Here is a 17881-nt window from a genome sequence, read left to right on the forward strand (position 1 = left end):
ATCCTCCTGGTCATCAATAAAACTTATTTTAACAGATGTAGGGCTTTTTGGGTAGGTGAAATATCTCTTTTTTATGGATGAGATAAGTGGCCCAGGAGGGCCTCCCGGGTGTTTTGACTGGGGTCATCAACGACCAGGGTCAGGAGCCGGTCCAGGGTCTCGCCAATGGCCCTGCCCTGAATGCCCAGGTCCAGCAGGTCTTGGCCGCTCAGGGCCAAGTCTTGAATCCGGTAGGGTTCGCCGCTGGCCAGGATGTCATCAACCAGGTCGCTGATTTCTTGGAAGAGGGCATCAACCCGGCTCCGGTCCCCTTTCACATCGTGGGCCTGGATGTCTGCCACCTTGACGGCGATGAGCCGCTTAAGGCTCTCCCCGCCAAGGTCTCGGAGCCGGCGGCGGAGGAGCCGGCGGTTGGGCAGGAGGACGTCATTGTGGTGGGCAATGAGCTTGACCACTTCCCGCCGGGTGGCATTGTCGTACTTAAGCCGGCGAAGGCTCCGGTTGGCCAAGTCAGCACCCAGGACCTCATGGGCCGGGAAGGCATCCTCTCCCCCCTCGCCCAAGGTCCAAGTAAAGGGTTTGCCGATGTCATGGAGGAACATGGTCAGCCGGAGGGTGAGGTCCGGTTGGATGAGGCCGGTGGCCAGGACGGTGTGCTCGTAAACGTCTAAGAAGTGGCGGCTGGTCTTTTGGTCAAAGCCGACGGCCGGGCATAGGTAGGGGACCACTTGGCCCAGGAGGCCGAAGTCCCGTAGGTCTAGGAGGCCCTTGGCCACATAAGGGGCGGTGAGAATCTTGTTTAGCTCCACCTGGATTCGTTCCTTGGAAATATACTTTAAAAGATGGGCCGAGGCCTTGGCGGCCGCGGCGGTGGCCGGTTCATAGTCAAAGGACAGGACGGTGGCAAAGCGCACCAACCGCATGAGCCGAAGGCCATCTTCTTCAAAGCGGACCAGGGGATCGCCGACGGCCCGCATGAGCCGGCGGTCCAGGTCAGCCCGGCCGCCGTAGAGGTCAATGAGCCCCTCCTCGGGGTGCCAGGCCATGGCATTGACGGTAAAGTCCCGCCGGGCCAGGTCTTCGGCCAGGTCCCGGGTATAGGCCACCGCTTCGGGCCGCCGGTGGTCCTTATATTCGCCATCAATCCGGTAGCTGGTCACTTCAAAGGGGGTGCCCTGGCTGAGGACCGTCAGGGTCCCATGCTTAATGCCGGTCGGGATGACCCGGTAGCCCCGAAAGACGGTCAGCATCTCTTCCGGCTGAGCCGAGGTGCATATATCCCAGTCCCCCGGGGTCTTGCCTAAGAGGGCATCCCGTACACACCCCCCTACAATATAGGATTCATAGCCGGCATCATTCAATTTTTTCAGGATATCTGCACAGGCTTTCGGTAAGGTAATGGGCATAGGGGTCCTCCTTTCTATAGTTGGCCGGCCAGGCCGGTGACCAGGCCATGGGTAGGGGCTGAAAGCAGGTCACCAGCCGGCCATCGGCAGGGTGGTGAAAGCTTAGGTAGGGCACATGGAGGGCCGGTCGGTCGTGGCCCAGGGCCGGGCCCCCGTAGGCCGGATCCCCCAAGAGGGGGTGGCCGGCCTGGGCAAAGTGGGCCCGGATCTGGTGGCGGCGGCCGGTGGCCAGGTAGACCAGGGCCCCGCTGGCCAGGCCATCAGCTGAAGTGAATACCCGCCGGTAGCAGGTGCAGGCCTCCCGGCCGCCTTTGGCAACAGGCCAAATCCGACCCAGGCCTCCCGCCCCCTTGGCCAGGGGCAGGCTATAGCTGCCTGCAGCGGGCAGGCGGCCAAAGGCCTCCAGGGCATAAATCTTTTCCGGCGGCTTCTGGGCCAGCCGGGCCGCAGCCCAGGCGGACTTGGCCAAAAGGACCAGGCCGGTGGTATCCCGGTCAAGCCGGTAGAGGGGGAAAAAGCCCGGGGCGCCGCCGGCCGCTTGCAGGTGGGCCAGGACAGGGCCGGACAGGGCCCCAAGGTCTCCCTTAAAGCGGGGATACATGGGGGTGTCGGCCGGCTTATCCACCACCAGGACCAGGTCATCTTCATAGGCGATGGCCAGGGGCCGGTCTTCGATGGGCATGGTCAGCGGCCGGGTCGGCCCCTGGGCCACTGACACCCGGTCCCCCTGGGCCAGCTGGTAACGGACGGTGACCCGGTTGCCATTGACCATAATCCCCCGGGGGTCGGTTTTCAACCGGCGGATGAGCCGCTTGGAGCAACCCAGGGGCTGCCGCATATAGTCACCCAGCCGGCGGCCGGCATCTTCCGGCCCGATGGTAGCCTCCAGCCGGTTCACTTGGGCACCTCAAAATGAGCCCGACTCCCGGCTTCATCGGCAGTGACCACCAGCTTGGCCGGAATCCGGTCTCTAAGTTCTGCCACGTGGGAAATGACCCCGACCAAGCGGCCACCGCTTTGGAGTTCAAAGAGGGCGTCAATGGTCTTGTCCAGGGCGTCTTCATCCAGGGTGCCAAAACCTTCATCAATGAAGATAGCTTCCATGGCATGGCCGCCGCTTTCTTCGCTGACCACATCGGCCAGGCCCAGGGCCAGGGCCAGGGAAGCCTTAAACCGCTCGCCGCCGGACAGGGTCCCCACGGCCCGGGCCCGGCCAGTATAAGTGTCGGCTACATCCAGGTCCAGGCCGGCGTTTTTCCGCTTGTCGGCTACCGTCTTATGGCGGATGAGACTGTACCGACCCTCGGTCATTTTAGCCAGTCGGCTGTTGGCCCGCGCCAGGACCTGGTCAAAGTATTGGGTCAGGACAAAGGTTTCCAGGTCCATCCGGGCCTCATTATCGCCGGAGACGATCCGCTGGAGCCGGTTGACCCGGCCGTATTCTTCTAAGAGGGCGCCGCCGGCCTGGCGGAGGTCAGCCATGGCCGTCTGGACCCGGGTCAATTGGTCAACCCGGTTACGGAGGGTGGCCCGGAGGTCAATATGGTCTACCAGGCTGGCCTGGAGGGCTGCTTCAGCAACTTCCAAGGCCTGGCCTTGGCCCTTACCCGGATGTTGGCGGTAGAGGGCCGTGAGCCGAGCCAGTTCGGTCTTGAGGTAGGCCCGCCGGGCCCGGTTGTCATTAAGGCTGGCCCGCCATTGGTCGAGCTTGGGCAAGTCTGCCTTGGCCTGTTGGTAGCCGGCAGCCTTGTCAAAGACCGCCTCCCGGGCCTGGACCCACCGGTCCCGGGCTGCCAGGTAGGTAGACTGGGCCTCGGTTAGGGTTTGGAGCCTTTCCCGCTGGCTGGTTTGGGCGGCCAGCAGCCGGTTGGCCCCGGCCTGGCGCCGGGCCTCCATCTGGTCGCAAGCTGCATCGTAGGCTTGTAGTTTCGCTTCATCGGTCTTGAGCTGGTCTTCCTTGCCAGGCCCCTCCTCGATGGAAAAGGGGAGCTGGTCGGCCATTTCCCGGCTGCCGGCCTGGCCGGCAGCCAGGTCCAGGGCCTTGGCCTGTCGGTCGGCGGCGGCCTGGGTCAGGTCCTCTTCTGCCAGGGCCAATTGGTCAGCCAGGGCCCGGCCTTCCTCTTCCACTGCCGCCAACCGCTCGCGTTTGACGGCTAAGACCTGGGCCTGGCTGGTCTTTTCCTGAAGGTCTGCCTTCAGGGCCTTACCGGCCTCTACCACATCTGCTATGAGCTGACGGGTACTGGCGGCATCGGGGGCCTCAGCCTGGCAAAAGGCCGGGGCCAGGTCTGGATAGTCATCCCGGAGCTGCCGGGCCCGGTCTGCCTGGCTGGACCGGCTGGCGGCCAGGTCACTGGCCCGGGTCCGGGCCTCTTGTGCCCGGTCCTGCCAGGTCTTTTCCAGCCAGGCCAACTGGTCATCATCAAGGCCCTGGCCGCTGAAGACCGCCGGGGCCGGGTGGTGGTTGGCCCCGCAAACCGGGCAGGGCTGGCCTTCTGTCAGGTCCCGGGCCAGGTAGGCGGCACTTTGGGCCTGGCGGCGGTGGTAGGCCGCTTGCCAGGCGGCATAGGCAGCCTGCTCCGCTGCTAGGGCCTGGTTGGCCAGGTCCTCCTCCTCTTTGACCTGGGCTAGTCCCCGGTCATAGGCAGCCAGGAGCTTCCAGGCCTGGCCCAGAAGGGTCTTTTTATTTTGCAATTGGTCACAGGCCGCCTGGAGGCTGACCTGCCGGGTCTCAACCTGGACCAGGGCCTTGCCCTCTTCCTGGAGGGCCTTGGCCTGGTCGGTCAGGGTCCGGACCCTTGCCTGGCAGGCCTTCTCCCGGTCTTCAGCAGCAGTCAGGGCCGCCTGCCGGTCCTTGAGACCGGTGGTCGCCGCCTGCCAGCGGGCAAAAAGCTGGACCCCCTGGCGCAAAAGGGGGAGGGCCTCCCGGCAGGCGGCCATCTCCTCCTTCTGATTGGCGAGGCGGGCCGCTTCGGCCTGGAGGCCGGCCTGGGCTGCTTCCGCCTGGGCCAGGTCTGTCTTGGCCTGGTCGGCGGCCTGGTTGGCGGCCTGGCAGCGGTCGGCCAGGTCCTGAACGGCCTTCTCTTCCTGGGCCAGGGGCTGGGCGGCTTCAGCTAATCGGATCCGGTCAGCCAGGGCCCGGTCTTCCGCTGCCCTTTGGGTCAGGGGCAGGAGGAGGGCCGCGGTCTCCTGAATCTGCGCCTGCACTTGCTTGGCTGCATCGACGGCCTGCCGGGTCCGGCCCAGGTCCTGTTTGCACCGATCTAACCGGTCCAGGGCCAGATCCAGGCTGGCCAGCCGGTCATGATCCTGCCGGATGTACCGGTCCAGGGCGGCTTCGTCAGGCCCCTCAGACAGGGGCCAACCAAAAGCCGCCGGCACTTGGAGCCACTTCTCTTCCAGTTTCATTTCTATCGTGCGGGCCTCCTGGCTCAGCTGCCGGGCTGATTCGGCCAGGAGGTCCCGCATCCGCCGGTAAATATCCGTGCCAAAAAGGTGGCGCAGGAGCGGGGTCTTTTCCTTAGTTTCAGCCAGGAGGAACTGCTGGAATTCCCCCTGGGGCAGCATGACAATCTTACGGAACTGGTCCGCATTGAGGCCAATCCGGTCAATGACGGCCCGGTTGACCTCGTCCACCTTGGTCAGGGGGGCGAAATCGGGGTCGTCAAGGGCTTCGAAGAGGACCACCTGGCCCTGGTCGCGAAAGCCATCCCCCCGCCGCTTGAGGACCTGTTGGGCCGGCTGGCGGTAAATCCGGTACTGGCGCTGGTTTAAGAGGAAGGTAAAGCGGACATAGGACAGCCGGGCCGGGTCCTTATTAAAGTCACTGACCAGCCTTTCCCCCTTGCTGTCCCCCTCGCCGGTTTCCCCGTAAAGGGCATAGGACATGGCATCAAAAATTGTAGACTTGCCGGCCCCGGTCGGCCCGGTCACCAGGAAGAGCTTTTCCTGGCCCAGGGCGGAAAAATCCAAAAGGGTTTGGCCGGCGTAGGGGCCAAAGGCCGATATTTCCAACTCTAATGGTCTCATAGCCCCTCCTCTCTCGCCTGCTGCCAGGTGTCTGTAAAAATGGCCCGGATGGCCTCATCGGCCGGCTCACCGGTCATCTCTTCATAAAAAATAGTGGCGTAGTCGACCGGGTTCAGACCCTTGGCCCGGCTGTAAGTGATGGCCGTCGACCCGCCAGTCTCGGGCCGGATTTCCCGCTCCAGGGTCATGACATTGGGGTAGACCTTCCGCAGCCGGGCCATAGCATCCAGGACATCCCCCTGGTCAGTCAGGACAATGCGGAGGTAGTCGTCGCCGGCCACGCCTTGGGGTAGGCCAGCTAGGATATCCGCCAGCTGCCCCCGAACCGTGTGCATGGCATGCCGGGGTTGTATCGGCAGGAGCCGGGTGCCGGCATAACCGCTTTCATCCAGCTCTATGACGCTGATGCTCTTGGCATGGTTTTCCTCTGAAAAGGAATAGGGCAAGAGGGACCCGGCATAGCGGATATGGGGGGCTCCGGCGGTCTGGGGCCGGTGGAGATGGCCCAGGGCCACATAGTCAAAGACCCCCAGGGCGTCGGCAGTCCAATACTCGGTACCACCAACGGTCAACTCCCGTTCGGAATCGCTCTCGGCCAGGTCGCCGCCGGCATAGGCAACCATCCCATGGGCAATGAGGACCTGGCGGGCAGCCGGGTCCATGGGCAGCCGGGCCAGGAGGTCCGCCATGGCGTCCGGGTAGGCCAGGCCGGCATAGGCCTCATCCAGGTGGGCCAGGAGGGGGCCATCGGCATAGGGCAGGAGGTGAAAGTCGACCGGCCCGTGGGCATCGGTCAGGCGGACTACCGGTACCGGCAGGGTCAGTTGGCCGGCCAGGTAGAGGCCGGCATGGGCCAGGATGCCGCTGGCAAAGTTCAGCCGGTCACCGCTGTCGTGGTTGCCGCCAATGGCCAGGGTGGGCACCCCTTCTTCAAGGACCACCCGGGCCAGAAAACGGTCAAATAGGTGGACGGCCTCCGGGTTGGGATTGCGCCGGTCATAAAGGTCACCGGCTAAAAGTAAGGCATCCGGCTTTTCCAGACGGACCTGGTCCAGAACCTGGTCCAAGACCACCGCCTGGTCTTCCAGCAGGTCAAAGCCATTGACTTTTTTCCCGATGTGCAAATCACCTAGATGGAATAATTTCATCCGGTCTTCCTTTCTCTTTACTGTAAGGCTTGGGCAAGCAGGGTGGCCGGTACAGCCACCACCGCCCCCAAGGCCCCCATCCGTTCAACATGACGGAAGTAGGGGTTGGCAATGGCCCTTACCATGGTTTCCAACCGGGCCGGGCTCAACTGGAGGATTTCCCGTTGGGCCACCCGGGGCAGTTGCAGCACAGCAATGAGCAGCTGGCCATAAGAGGCAAAAAGAGGCACCAGCTGGTCCCAGGCCTTGGCGAACAGGCCCTCGACCCGGCCCCGGATGGCCTTGTCCAAGCCCCGGTCGCTGAGGTCGGTCAGGAGGGCCACCAGGGTATCCCGGTAATTGGCCCAAACCTGAGGAGCCAGGATGTCTTGGATGGACAGGTCGCAGAGGACCTGGACCGGGGCACTGGCCAAAAAGCGACGGACCAGGCCCAGCAGGGCCTCTTTTTTCGCCGGATTGGCATTGGCGTAGACCCGGTCTAGGCGCTTGGACACCCAACTGAGCACCGGTGAGTCAGCCTCGCCCCACTTGGCCAGGATGGCCGGAAGCCGGTCCATCAGGACCCCCGGGTCCGGGAAAAAGTAACGGTGGTTGACCAGCCAACGGCGGAGGTCGGTGCCCTCTATGGCCTTTTTGACCGTTGGCCAGAGGATGGCCAACTGGCCAACGGTTTGGGGGTCATTAAAGCGGATCCCCAGGGCATAGGGCGTCCGGCCGGCCAGGGTCTTTTCCAGGAGGCCGGTCAGCTCGGCCTGGTAGTAGTCCCGGCGGTCAGCCAGGTAGGCCGGTAATTGTTTGGATAAGAACTTTTTGATGACCTCCCGGATCAGCCCCTCCCCATTCATCAGGGAAAAGAGGAAGTCCACAGACATGGGCAGGTGACGGCGGATCCGCTTGGACAGCCTTTTGGCCAGGCGCCCGGTATGGGGCTTCACCTGGTCGGGCAGCCGGTCATAGGCCAGCATCATCCCCTCAGCCAGGCGGCTGTAGAGGCCATGGCCTTCAGCAGGTAGCTGGAGGTTGCCGGCCCACTGGTCCAGCTGGAAGGCTATGGCTTCCGGCCTTTGGGCCAGTAATTTTCCCGTCACCCCCCGGGCGGTATTTTCCAGGAGGTCCAGGAGAGGACCTTCAGAAAAGGCCGCCCAGTCCTGACCGGCCTCCAGGGCCTTCAAGCCCGCAGCCGGCAGGCTGGCAACCAGCTTGGCAGCCACAGACCCCTCCGGCCGGTGGTGAAAGCCGGCACTGATCAGGAAGTCCAGGTCTGTAGGGGTCAGCTGGGTCAGCCCCTGGGCCAGGGTATAGCGGCCGGCCACCCGGTCCAGGGCCTCAGTGAAAAAGGCGGCACCGCCCAGCCGCATCTCGGTCATCAGGGGGGCAAAGTGGTCCCAGGCCGGCTTTTGGGCCTGGATGGCCAGACCCTCCTGGACCCCGGCCCAGATTTCCTCATTGATGACATATTGCTGGGTCAATTCGTGCATCTTTTCAGCAAACCGGTGCTGGTTTTTCGGCAGGAGCCCCTGCCAACCCAGGGTCTTGCTATAGGGCTTAAAGAGCCCCTGGACCGCCAGGACATTGGTCCCATAGCCAACTGCCCCGTACATGGCACAACGGCCGGCAAAGGCGGCGGAAAAGAGCAACTCACTCTCCTCAAAGGAAGGGGCCTGGAGGCCGGCCAGGGTCATCGCCGACCCGGAGGCCAGACCCACAGCCCCACCAACGACCCCGCCAATAGCCGACAGGGGCCGCATTTCCCGGCCGAGCAGGTCCAGGGCCAACTGCCGCATATCATTATGGGAGAGCTGGTTCAGCTGGTCCCTGGCCAGGCTCCCCAGGTGGGCAGCCATGCCCCCAAAAACATTGGCACTGATCCGACCGGTTAAGGCTTCTTCCAGCCGCTGGCTCATAGTCGTTTCCCGGTCCAGGACCGTCCACATCTCTGTCAGGGGCAAGTGTAGAAACCGGTCGGCCCCCTTCATAATCAGGGGCTGGGGCGACAGGCCCTCCAGCCGACCTAATACCGGTGACCAGTCCTTTTCCTCTAAGTAGGTCGCCGATAACCGGCTCAGCCGGGCCGTCCGGTCAACAGTCAGCACCGTCTCCGCTAGGGGCTTCTGCCGCCAGGCGGCTTCAAAGCCGGCCAGTTTCGCCGGCATCTCAGTCTTATCGACCATATAGTAGAGGGCCTCATAGAGCCAGTGGACCAGCCGGTCCGGGCCCAGGGTATCCTGGACCAGCTGGGCCGGCGTCCGGGCCAAGAGCCCGGTCAACTTATCTTCAATAAGCGAGGACAGGAAAGAAGACAGGGGCTCTTCCTGGATATCCCGTCTAAAGTCTTCCTCCTTAGAAGGCTGGCTCAGGCTGACCCGGTCCATGACCTGGCCGATTAAACCTTCCTTCAACCCCGCCTGTTTCTCCTCTTTTTGCCATTCGATGAAGAGGTGGGTCAGCCAGTTATTCCCCTTACTGCCGGCAAAATAGCTCTTCATGGCCCGGAGGACCGGTCCTTTCAGGCTGCTATCGCCCAGCGTTTCAGATACGGCTGACAGGAGGGCCTTCTCCAGGGCCGGCCGCTCATGCTGGAGGATTTCCATCCCCGCCGGCCAAAGGTCCGGGACTACGCTATCCCAAATGTTTTCCAACCGGCCCTGTAAAAAGCCATCTAAAGCCATCATGACCCCATCCCGGTCTGCCGGTTCGGTGACCTCCCTGGCCTTATCCTGCATATCGTTAAAAATATGGACCACTTTTTCCGCTAGGTACTTGGCCCCCTCCTCAGGCCGCTGACCAACCAGGGCCGCCAAAGATTTTTCCTGCCAGGCCGCCGTCTCACAAAAGGCCGCCAGCAGGCGCTGGAGTTCCTCAGTAATGAGCCGGCGGTGACCACTTAAAAACTGGGTCATCTGGTCCCGGTCCCACTTTTCCGCCAGGTCATCCGCCGGTAAAAGGGCGCCTAAAATAAGGGCATCCGGCGTCTCCCGGCCCAACCGGGTCAGCGACCGATGGACCACCCCTGCATACCCCTGCGGCCCTTCATTGACCGCATCAAGCCGCCGTCCGATAAAGCCCGGTGCCAACCGGACCGGCATCCAACTGGCCCTTTCCAACCGGCAAAGGGTCAATGTCCGCAAAATCTGCCCCTCATCCCCATCATCCAACCGCTCATCAGCCAGAATCACCGGCAGAACCTCCCGCCGCAAATGGGCCGCCAAGGCCTGGAAGACCGCAATCGTCTCCGGCTTAGCCGCCAGGTCCGCCATCACCTCCGGACTAAAAATATCCTTTTCCAGGACCTCCGTAATCATATGAATAAAGCCGTCCCGCTCTTTTTCAATAATGCCGCCGGGACGGAATAATTGCCGCACAGCAATGTCATTGGTGACAAAGCCCGTTAAGCCGCCCAAAATGGTTTCAATCAAGATGTGCCACATATATTCAGCCTCATCCTCCTTTCCACCTATCATAGCACAGCCCCTCGAAAACCGACACAAAAAGCTGATGGATAGGCCCCTATAACCTGTCCTTCTCCAGTGTTTGAAAAGGCAGGCAAAATAGTTTAAGTGAACCTAATATTTACTTTGTTTGTCAAGCCGCTTCAATGTGAACCGGTCTGAAGCTGGCGTGATTGATAAGACCCTGTGCTTGTACTAGGTCCGATTATTCAGCATAACGAGGTTTTCTAAGCCTTTGTTCTCCCAGCTGGCTCTCTTTTACAAATAAGTGAGGTAAATCCTCGGTTATATAGGTAAGTAGCATTTTTCCTGCATCATTATGCTGTTTATCCTTATGCCAATTAATAAAAACATCGCAGGCTGCAAAAGGGTCCAGCAAGCGAATGGCAGAAATACCCTCTAAGCGAGAATAAAAGGTATCCGACTGCTCCAAGCAAACAATTAAAGCATCCAATGAAGGTAAGATTTCTAAAATAAGTTCTATCTCACTCTCAAAAATAATACGGGGCACAAATTCAGCCTGTCTGGCCAATTGGTCAATGTACCGTGGAAAATCCGGTTTTTGTGGAAGGGCAAAAAAATTGGCTTCTTTTAATTCATAAAAATAGACTTCTTTCAAGTGAGCATACTTACTGTGGGCATTGGCAACCACCTGGTAAGAATCTGTCCACAACAACTGAGACGTGAGCTCTGGGTGAGCCAACCGGCCCAAGGTGATGGCATAATCAATCTCTCCGCTTAATAATTGCATAATGGCCTGATTATCATTAAGAATCGTATGCCTTAAACCTAAGTCTGGGGCTTTCTTGATAAAATCATACAACCACCTGTTCAGTAGGCTGGTATTTGAAGAGGCCATGCGTAACCGCCGGCTAGCTGTATGAGCAACCTGATTCAGCGCCTCCTGAATGGACTCAGAATGATTCACTATCTGTTGTGAATGTGTCAAAAATATTTTCCCATATTCATTCAGTTGCAAACTTTTACCATGTCGATCAAATAAGGCAAATCCCACCTCATTTTCAATCCGAGAGAGCATTTTACTTAAAGAAGGTTGAGAAACATAAAGGGCCTCAGCTGCACGAGATAAATTTTCAAATTCAGCCATCTTATTAAAGTAGTAATATTGTAATAATTCCATGATTAGTCAGCTCCTTATTGCCTCAAAGCTATAACAGATTTCCGCAAAACGTATTTCACAAATAAAATGACAGGCATTAATATTATTTATAAATAAAGGAACTTTATCAGTTCCCACCGGCCGGTGCTGCATTGTTCGCTCACGAAAGGACGTTTACTATGGACTATGCCAGCACAATTTATAAAAATGGTACGATTCTCACGATGGAAGATCGCTTACCAGTAGCAGAAGCCATCGCCGTAAAAAATGGTCGTATCACTGCTATCGGTAGTGATAACGAAATGAAGCGATATCAAGGGCCCGATACCCAGGTCATTGATTTAAAAGGCTTTACCCTGATGCCCGGTTTTTATGACTCCCATAGCCACTTTAGTGTTGTTGGTGGTACTGCCTTAAATGCTGTCCAGTTATCCTGTCCACCTATAGGCAACCTCTCCTCCATTGCAGATGTCATTTCTGCATTGAAGGCCAAGGCCCAAGCTTTCCCAACCTGTAAAGTAATCGTCGGCTGGGGCTATGATGATAGCTTAATCAGTGAAAAGCGTCACCTGACCCGTTATGACCTCGATAAGGTTTCAACAGATATCCCTATCGTCGTCGCACATATTTCAGGACATGTTGGCTATGCAAACTCAAAAATGCTCGAAGTCGCCCAGATCAATCGAGATACCCCAGACCCGCTGGGCGGTAAGATTATAAGAGATGCCGAAACGGGAGAGCCTACCGGTCATTTGGATGAACATGCCATGTACTTACTGCCGATAGGTGGGATTTTCGACTTATCCGGCGAAGGTGAAGCCTGTATACAAGCCCTTGAAAAGGCTTCAGAAATTTATGCCGCTCAAGGGGTCACCACTGCTAATGATGGTGGGATTAATAAAATTGGTACCCTTAAAGCCTATTATGAAGCCGACCGCCGAGGCCTGTTGAAAGTTCGGGTTACGGTTTGCCCCTTCTCTGAGATTTTAGAAGAATCGGCTTTGGCTGAACGAGCCAGCGACTATATCACGTTGCAAGGCATCAAAATTGTTCAAGATGGTTCCATCCAGGCCTATACAGCCTATATGAGTGAACCCTACTATACACCTTATCAAGGGGATTCGGATTGGTCCGGTTACCCTGCATATAGCCAGGAGGATTTTAATCAAACCGTTTTAGATATTTACCGGGCCGGACAGCAAGCTGTTTGCCACTGCAACGGTGACTTAACCTTGGATATGTTTCTAGATGCCTTAACTTTAGCACAAAAGACCTATCCGCGTATAGATGATCGACCTATCGTTATCCATGCACAAACAGCCCGGTATGACCAGCTGGTGCGCATGAAGGCCTTAGGTGCAACCCCCTCTTTCTTCTCTTTACACACCTACTACTGGGGCAAACGGCATATGGAGCGCTTTCTAGGCCCGAACCGCGGTGCCAATATTGATCCTGCCGGTTGGGCCAAACAACTAGGCCTACGCTTTAGCACCCATTGCGATTCACCTATCACACCTCAAAATCCACTTCTAAGTATCTGGGCTGCAGTAAACCGCCGAAGCTTTGAAGGGAAATCTGTTGGTAGTCATCAAGCTGTAGATGTTTTATCCGCTTTAAAAAGCTATACCATTGATGCAGCCTACCAGTATTTCGAAGATGATGCAAAGGGCTCTATCGCCAAAGGAAAGCTGGCAGATTTTGTCATCTTAGACCGTAACCCTTTACATGTTAATCCATTGGATATAAAAGACATTCAGGTGATGGCCACTATTGTGAACGATGAGCTGGTATATAATTCCGGGCAACTGACAAAAATGAAATCACTCCAACTGACTACGGTTTAATTAAAGTACATCTGCATCAAAAACTTGGAGGAGTTTATTATGGAAATGATGATGTCAATTAGTTGGGTAGGCGCAATGATTCTTGTCGGCATGATCTGTCGTGCTAAGATAAAACCCCTTGGTAATATTCTTATGCCTGCTAGTGTTATTGGTGGCCTCATCGGTTTTGGTCTCATGAACGCAAATCTATTACCTCAAGCCTCTTCAGGCATGCTAACCCAAGCTGTAGGCTTTTTATTTACGATTTCCTTTATCTCCATCGGATTAACAGGTGCTCCAGAGGGAGAAGGCGGAGCCGGTGCTGTCGCTAAACAGATTGTTAAAGGATCCATGGGGATGGGGTTTATCTGGGATATGATGTATGTCCTCACCCCTTTAATGGGTTTTTTCATCATCTTACTTGTCGGAAAAAGTTTTGATATGAACCCCTTATATGGTTTAATGATTCCTTTCGCATTCTGTCAAGGGCCCGGACAATCAGCTATTTTTGGTGGTATGATTGAGGCCAATGGTTGGCCCGATGCGGTACAAGTCGGTGTTACTTATGCAGCGATTGGCTTCTTGTTTGCTTTCGGCCTTGGTGTTCCGATGGCAAAGTGGGGTTTAAAGCGTGGCTTAGCCAAGTATTCAGAAAAAATATCTGACCATATTACCACCGGCCTATTTCCTAAGATGCACCAAGAAGAAAACTATGGTCGAGTGACCACTTATAGTGGTAGCATTGATGTCCTCGCATTTCATATGGGTTTAGTTGGTCTCTGCTTTATTGGAGCGGTATATCTAGGAAAATTATTACAAGCCTTAATTCCTGGGACTATTGGCGATACCTTCGCTTCAATGACCTTCCTAAATGGTATGATTGTCGCCTATATTGTCCGCTTTATTATGGGCAAGTTAAATCTTCTTCAATACCATGATAGTGCTTTACAAACCCGGATTACCGGTTGGTCTACAGACTTCCTTATTTGTGCCGCCTTTATGTCGATTCAGATCGCCATTATTGGCAAGTGGATCATCCCGATGCTAATTATGTGCGCAATCGTAGGCCTTTTCACTCTTATCGTTGCCATTTTCCTAGGCCAACGCTTAGGCGGCGACTGTGATTTTGAAAGAACGTTAGGCCTTTGGGGTTGTTTAACTGGGACTTGCCCAACAGGTATTGCCCTTATCCGGATTGTAGATCCTAACTTGCGCACCACAGCCCCCACCGAAATGGGCGCTATGAATGTGTTTATGCTCCCAACCTATATTTTTGTACCTACAATTATTGGCTATACAGCCAACCCTTCAATGGCAACCTTTAATACGATACTTATTGTAGGCGGCATTTCTTTCGTCATCTACGCTGCCTGCCTGGTTATACTCCGACTGACAGGCAAGAAGACTTTTGACCTGTTTAGAGGAAAGAGCTATATACATGATAGTGTCGACGACAGTCCCAGCGGAGCAGGCCAAATCTTAACTGACTAGAAAGGAGTATCTCATATGAAAGCTTACTTTAAACCTATCACTGCTATCATATGTGTTTTAGCACTCGCTTTTCTAGCCGCTTGTTCCGAAGCGTCACTAGGCATTTCAAACCAGGGCCGTGACATAGCAGCAGAACCGCTCTCTGTCCACTCCCTAGTCCAACTAGATGCCTGGCCTGAATACCAAGCCGCCCAAGCAAAAGAAGACCTTGCCGCTGGCTTTGACCTAAAACCCAGCTATTATCAAACAGGTACCGATATTTACGCTCGGTTACAAAATGCTGATTGGCAAATAGCATCTTTAGGTGTATTTCCAGCCTTACTTGTTTTAAACACAGGACAAGCTGAGCTAGTCGGCCTGGCCTCAGATGAAAGTGCTGCAAACATTCTCTTTGCTAGGCAGGGAGATCCTATTTTATCTCAAAAGACAGATGGCCTGCCAGGCAGCCAGTCGCTAATTAAAGGTAAGACTTTTATATTAACAACAGCTAGTACTTCTTCCGTTCTTTTGCATCATTACTTAAAGAAATTTAATTTAACAGAACGGGATATTAACATCAATTCTATGGAACCTGAAGATGCCCTTAAGGCTTTTCAGGCTGGAAAGGGAGACTACTTACTTCTTTGGTCACCTTATATATATAAGGCTTTTGATGAAGATTGGGTGCCTGTCCTTAATGGCCAGGATCTCGCCTTACACCTGCCCATGGTCTACCTCGCAAAGGCTGGTTGGTCAGAAAAAAATAAGGACCGGATAAAAGCCTTTATGAAAACAAGAGACCCCTATATCAAAAGCTACAGGGAACCCTCGGCTGCACTTGTTAAGGATATTAAAAACTTCTTTAAAGCAGAAGTAAACACAACTTTTTCTGACGAACAAGTTAAGGATTTGATTAGCCGGCACGCTCTGTATACAAGTGATGAGCAGCAAGAACTACTGGACCAGGGTCAAGTTGAACAATGGCTATCTGAAAACGCCGATATATACAGTCAGCAAGAAAAATTCACTCCGAAAGATTTAGAAAGAATTAGAAAGGCTCATTTTTATATTAATGCCGGCTATTTAACTTAATTTAACGAATCGACCCAGGCATCGCAGAGTATGCCTGGGTCGATTCGTTATACATTTAATTTTTATTCAAAAAAGCTTGGGTCCGTGGATTTTTTGGCCGGTCCAGGACCTCTTCCGGTGGGCCCTCTTCGACTATCAGGCCGTCGGCCATGAAGATGACCCGGTCGGCCACATGGCGGGCGAAGGCCATTTCGTGGGTGACGATGACCATGGCCATGTTCTCTTCAGCCAGCTCCTGGATGACGGCCAGGACTTCCTGGGTTAGTTCCGGGTCCAGGGCAGAGGTTGGTTCGTCAAAGAAGATGATCTGGGGCTTCATGGCCAGGGCCCGGGCGATTGAGACCCGCTGTTGCTGGCCGCCGGAGAGTTCGAAGGGATAGTTGTGGGCCTTGTCGGCCAGGCCCATCCGGGCCAGGAGCCCTTCAGCGGTGCGGACGGCCTCTTCCTTGCTCACTTTAAGCACATCCCGGGGGGCCAGGGTCAGGTTGGCCAAAACCGACAGGTGGGGAAAGAGGTTAAAGTGCTGGAAGACCATCCCGTAGAGGCGGTTGATCTTCTGCCTTTCTGCCGTAGGGGCATAGCCGTCTTTTTCCGTATAGAGGGTGAGGTCACCATAGTGAACTTCGCCTCCCTGGAGCTCTTCCAGGTTGGTGGCCAGGCGGATCAGGGTAGACTTGCCGCTCCCTGAAGGGCCGATAATGGCCACCACTTCCCCTTCGGCGACGTCCAGGGAAATGTCCTTTAAGACGGTACGGTCCCCGAAGGATTTTTTGATGTGTTTCATGGATAATAGTTTCATTGGCTTACCTATAGTAGTTCAGTCCTTTTTCGATCCGGTCCATAATAAAGGCCACCAGGTAGTTCATCGCATAATAGAAGACCGCCACCGCCAGATAAGGGCTCATGGAGGCTTCACGGGCCGCCATGGCCTTGGCGATAATAAAGGTCTCGCTGACGGAGATGACCATGGCCAGGGAAGTATCCTTAACCAGGGTAATAACTTCGTTGGTAATAGAGGGCATGACCGTCTTCATGACCTGGGGCAGCTGAATTTTAAAGAAGGTCTGGGCCTTACTGAGGCCCAGCACCTCCGCTGCCTCCAACTGGCCCCGGGGAATGGCCTCAAAACCGCCCCGGTAGATTTCCGCAAAGTAGGCGGCATAGTTAAAGACAAAGGCCACAATGGCTGCTCGGAACCGGTCCGGTGATGAAAGGCCAAATAAGTAATAGGGCCCAAAATAAACAAACATCAATTGAAGCATGAGGGGCGTGCCCCGCATGACCGAGATATAGAAGGTCGTCAATAAACTGATGGGTTTAAAGCGCGACTTCTTCAGCAGCATAACGACAAAACCCAGGGGCATCGCCAACACTAGGGTTATAAAGAATATAGCCAGTGTATTGCGAAACCCCTGAGATAATTCAATCAGCATATCCATCCGTTAAGGTATCCACCACCTGTTAGAGTTTTTGGCACTTACTTGCCGAGCAGGGTAATGTCTTCCTTGAAGTATTTTTCAGAGAGCTCTTTGAGCTTGCCTTCTTTGGCCAGTTCTTCAAGGGCTGCATCGACTTTCTTAGCCAGGTCTTCATTGCCGAGTTTGAAACCGACAGCGTATTCTTCTTCACTCATGGCTTCATCAAGGACTTTGAATTCCCGGCCCTGAGCGATATTATACCGCGCAACGACCTCATCCATCAAGACCGCATCACAAGAACCTTGTTCTAAGTCGGTTAAGGCGGTCATGTTTTCCGGTACCATGGTGACGGTGCCTAAAGAATCTTTAAAGTCCCCATTATCATTAAGGGCGTTTTCAGCGGTAGATCCCTGTTGTAGTTCGATGGTCTTGCCCTTTAAGTCCGCCAGAGCCTTAATATCGGAATCTTTTTTCACCACTAAAACCTGGCGGTTTTGCATGTAGGGTTTGCTGAAGGTGTACTTATCTTCCCGGCCGGTCATAGTGAAGCCGTTCCAAATGCAGTTGATATTGCCGGTATCTAATTCAGCATCTTTAGAATCCCAGTCAATGGGTTGTAAAGAGATGTCATAGCCCATTTTTTCAGCAGCCAGTTTGGCCAGTTCGATGTCAAAGCCAGTGAATTCACCCTTGGCATCCTTGAAGCCCATGGGCGGGAAGCTTTGGTCAAAACCGACAATTAAGGTCTCGTTACCGGAAGCTGCCGGCGCAGAGCTGTCACCGGCCGGGGCTGACGTATCGCCACCGCCGCCACCACAAGCTGTCAGGGCAAAGGCTGCCACCATAATCATTGCTAAGATACTTTTCTTTTTCATTCTTGGTATCCCCCTTGGATTTATTTTGCAAACATCTCTCATCGCTTTAGT

Annotated in this window: 12 protein-coding genes; 3 read left to right on the forward strand and 9 right to left on the reverse strand. The window is 55.4% G+C overall.

What is annotated here, in order from left to right; all coding sequences use genetic code 11:
* Positions 1-71: 71 nt before the first annotated feature.
* The 6 genes from ACKQTC_RS04775 to ACKQTC_RS04800 all read right to left on the reverse strand — a co-directional run bounded on the left by ACKQTC_RS04775 (position 72) and on the right by ACKQTC_RS04800 (position 11173).
* Complete coding sequence (locus ACKQTC_RS04775) at positions 72-1406, reverse strand: CCA tRNA nucleotidyltransferase (RefSeq protein ID WP_408977294.1); 1335 nt, start codon at positions 1404-1406, stop codon at positions 72-74.
* Positions 1354-2304, reverse strand: a complete 951-nt coding sequence (locus ACKQTC_RS04780) for a pseudouridine synthase (RefSeq protein WP_408977295.1) — start codon at positions 2302-2304, stop codon at positions 1354-1356. The genes ACKQTC_RS04775 and ACKQTC_RS04780 overlap by 53 nt, the downstream gene beginning before the upstream one ends.
* A complete protein-coding gene (locus ACKQTC_RS04785) occupies positions 2301-5435 on the reverse strand; it encodes an AAA family ATPase (RefSeq protein WP_408977296.1) in 3135 nt (1044 codons plus the stop codon). The genes ACKQTC_RS04780 and ACKQTC_RS04785 overlap by 4 nt, the downstream gene beginning before the upstream one ends.
* Positions 5432-6583 (reverse strand): exonuclease SbcCD subunit D, encoded by a 1152-nt coding sequence (locus ACKQTC_RS04790; protein WP_408977297.1) that lies wholly within the window; start codon positions 6581-6583, stop codon positions 5432-5434. Before ACKQTC_RS04790 ends, ACKQTC_RS04785 begins: the two co-directional genes overlap by 4 nt.
* A 17-nt stretch (positions 6584-6600) precedes the next feature.
* Complete coding sequence (locus tag ACKQTC_RS04795) at positions 6601-10044, reverse strand: hypothetical protein (RefSeq protein ID WP_408977298.1); 3444 nt, start codon at positions 10042-10044, stop codon at positions 6601-6603.
* A gap of 193 nt (positions 10045-10237) precedes the next feature.
* Positions 10238-11173, reverse strand: coding sequence for a LysR family transcriptional regulator (locus tag ACKQTC_RS04800; RefSeq protein WP_408977299.1), 936 nt, complete (start codon positions 11171-11173; stop codon positions 10238-10240).
* 158 nt (positions 11174-11331) lie between these two features.
* Between ACKQTC_RS04800 and ACKQTC_RS04805 the strand changes: the two genes are divergently transcribed.
* Genes ACKQTC_RS04805 through ACKQTC_RS04815 form a run of 3 tightly spaced genes read left to right on the forward strand, consistent with a single transcriptional unit; the run spans position 11332 to position 15537 of the window.
* Positions 11332-12996 carry an amidohydrolase gene (locus ACKQTC_RS04805; protein ID WP_408977300.1) on the forward strand — a complete coding sequence of 555 codons (1665 nt, stop codon included), beginning with the start codon at positions 11332-11334 and terminating at the stop codon, positions 12994-12996.
* Positions 12997-13035: 39 nt separating this feature from the next.
* Positions 13036-14466 carry a sodium/glutamate symporter family protein gene (locus tag ACKQTC_RS04810; RefSeq protein WP_408977301.1) on the forward strand — a complete coding sequence of 477 codons (1431 nt, stop codon included), beginning with the start codon at positions 13036-13038 and terminating at the stop codon, positions 14464-14466.
* Between the two features lie 15 nt (positions 14467-14481).
* On the forward strand, positions 14482-15537 hold the full coding sequence (locus ACKQTC_RS04815; RefSeq protein ID WP_408977302.1) for an ABC transporter substrate-binding protein: 1056 nt from the start codon (positions 14482-14484) through the stop codon (positions 15535-15537).
* A gap of 55 nt (positions 15538-15592) precedes the next feature.
* On the opposite strand, the gene ACKQTC_RS04820 is transcribed toward ACKQTC_RS04815, so the two are convergent.
* From ACKQTC_RS04820 to ACKQTC_RS04830, 3 genes are read right to left on the reverse strand one after another with little or no spacing between them, the layout of a single operon-like run.
* Positions 15593-16336: an amino acid ABC transporter ATP-binding protein gene (locus ACKQTC_RS04820; RefSeq protein ID WP_408977303.1), complete on the reverse strand. Its 744-nt coding sequence runs from the start codon at positions 16334-16336 to the stop codon at positions 15593-15595.
* A gap of 4 nt (positions 16337-16340) precedes the next feature.
* Positions 16341-16976 (reverse strand): amino acid ABC transporter permease, encoded by a 636-nt coding sequence (locus tag ACKQTC_RS04825; RefSeq protein ID WP_408977304.1) that lies wholly within the window; start codon positions 16974-16976, stop codon positions 16341-16343.
* Between the two features lie 38 nt (positions 16977-17014).
* Positions 17015-17830 (reverse strand): amino acid ABC transporter substrate-binding protein, encoded by an 816-nt coding sequence (locus ACKQTC_RS04830; protein ID WP_408977305.1) that lies wholly within the window; start codon positions 17828-17830, stop codon positions 17015-17017.
* Between the last annotated feature and the right edge of the window lie 51 nt (positions 17831-17881).

This window comes from Peptococcus simiae (assembly GCF_046097595.1).
Lineage (GTDB): Bacteria > Bacillota > Peptococcia > Peptococcales > Peptococcaceae > Peptococcus > Peptococcus simiae.

What these genes read in the sequence shown, in the direction of transcription:
- ACKQTC_RS04790 (WP_408977297.1), bottom strand. Translation starts at nt 6,583, where the DNA reads ATGAAATTATTCCATCTAGGTGATTTGCACATCGGGAAAAAAGTCAAT.
- ACKQTC_RS04810 (WP_408977301.1), top strand. Translation starts at nt 13,036, where the DNA reads ATGGAAATGATGATGTCAATTAGTTGGGTAGGCGCAATGATTCTTGTC.
- ACKQTC_RS04805 (WP_408977300.1), top strand. Translation starts at nt 11,332, where the DNA reads ATGGACTATGCCAGCACAATTTATAAAAATGGTACGATTCTCACGATG.
- ACKQTC_RS04800 (WP_408977299.1), bottom strand. Translation starts at nt 11,173, where the DNA reads ATGGAATTATTACAATATTACTACTTTAATAAGATGGCTGAATTTGAA.
- ACKQTC_RS04820 (WP_408977303.1), bottom strand. Translation starts at nt 16,336, where the DNA reads ATGAAACTATTATCCATGAAACACATCAAAAAATCCTTCGGGGACCGT.
- ACKQTC_RS04815 (WP_408977302.1), top strand. Translation starts at nt 14,482, where the DNA reads ATGAAAGCTTACTTTAAACCTATCACTGCTATCATATGTGTTTTAGCA.
- ACKQTC_RS04795 (WP_408977298.1), bottom strand. Translation starts at nt 10,044, where the DNA reads ATGATAGGTGGAAAGGAGGATGAGGCTGAATATATGTGGCACATCTTG.
- ACKQTC_RS04775 (WP_408977294.1), bottom strand. Translation starts at nt 1,406, where the DNA reads ATGCCCATTACCTTACCGAAAGCCTGTGCAGATATCCTGAAAAAATTG.
- ACKQTC_RS04830 (WP_408977305.1), bottom strand. Translation starts at nt 17,830, where the DNA reads ATGAAAAAGAAAAGTATCTTAGCAATGATTATGGTGGCAGCCTTTGCC.
- ACKQTC_RS04785 (WP_408977296.1), bottom strand. Translation starts at nt 5,435, where the DNA reads ATGAGACCATTAGAGTTGGAAATATCGGCCTTTGGCCCCTACGCCGGC.
- ACKQTC_RS04825 (WP_408977304.1), bottom strand. Translation starts at nt 16,976, where the DNA reads ATGGATATGCTGATTGAATTATCTCAGGGGTTTCGCAATACACTGGCT.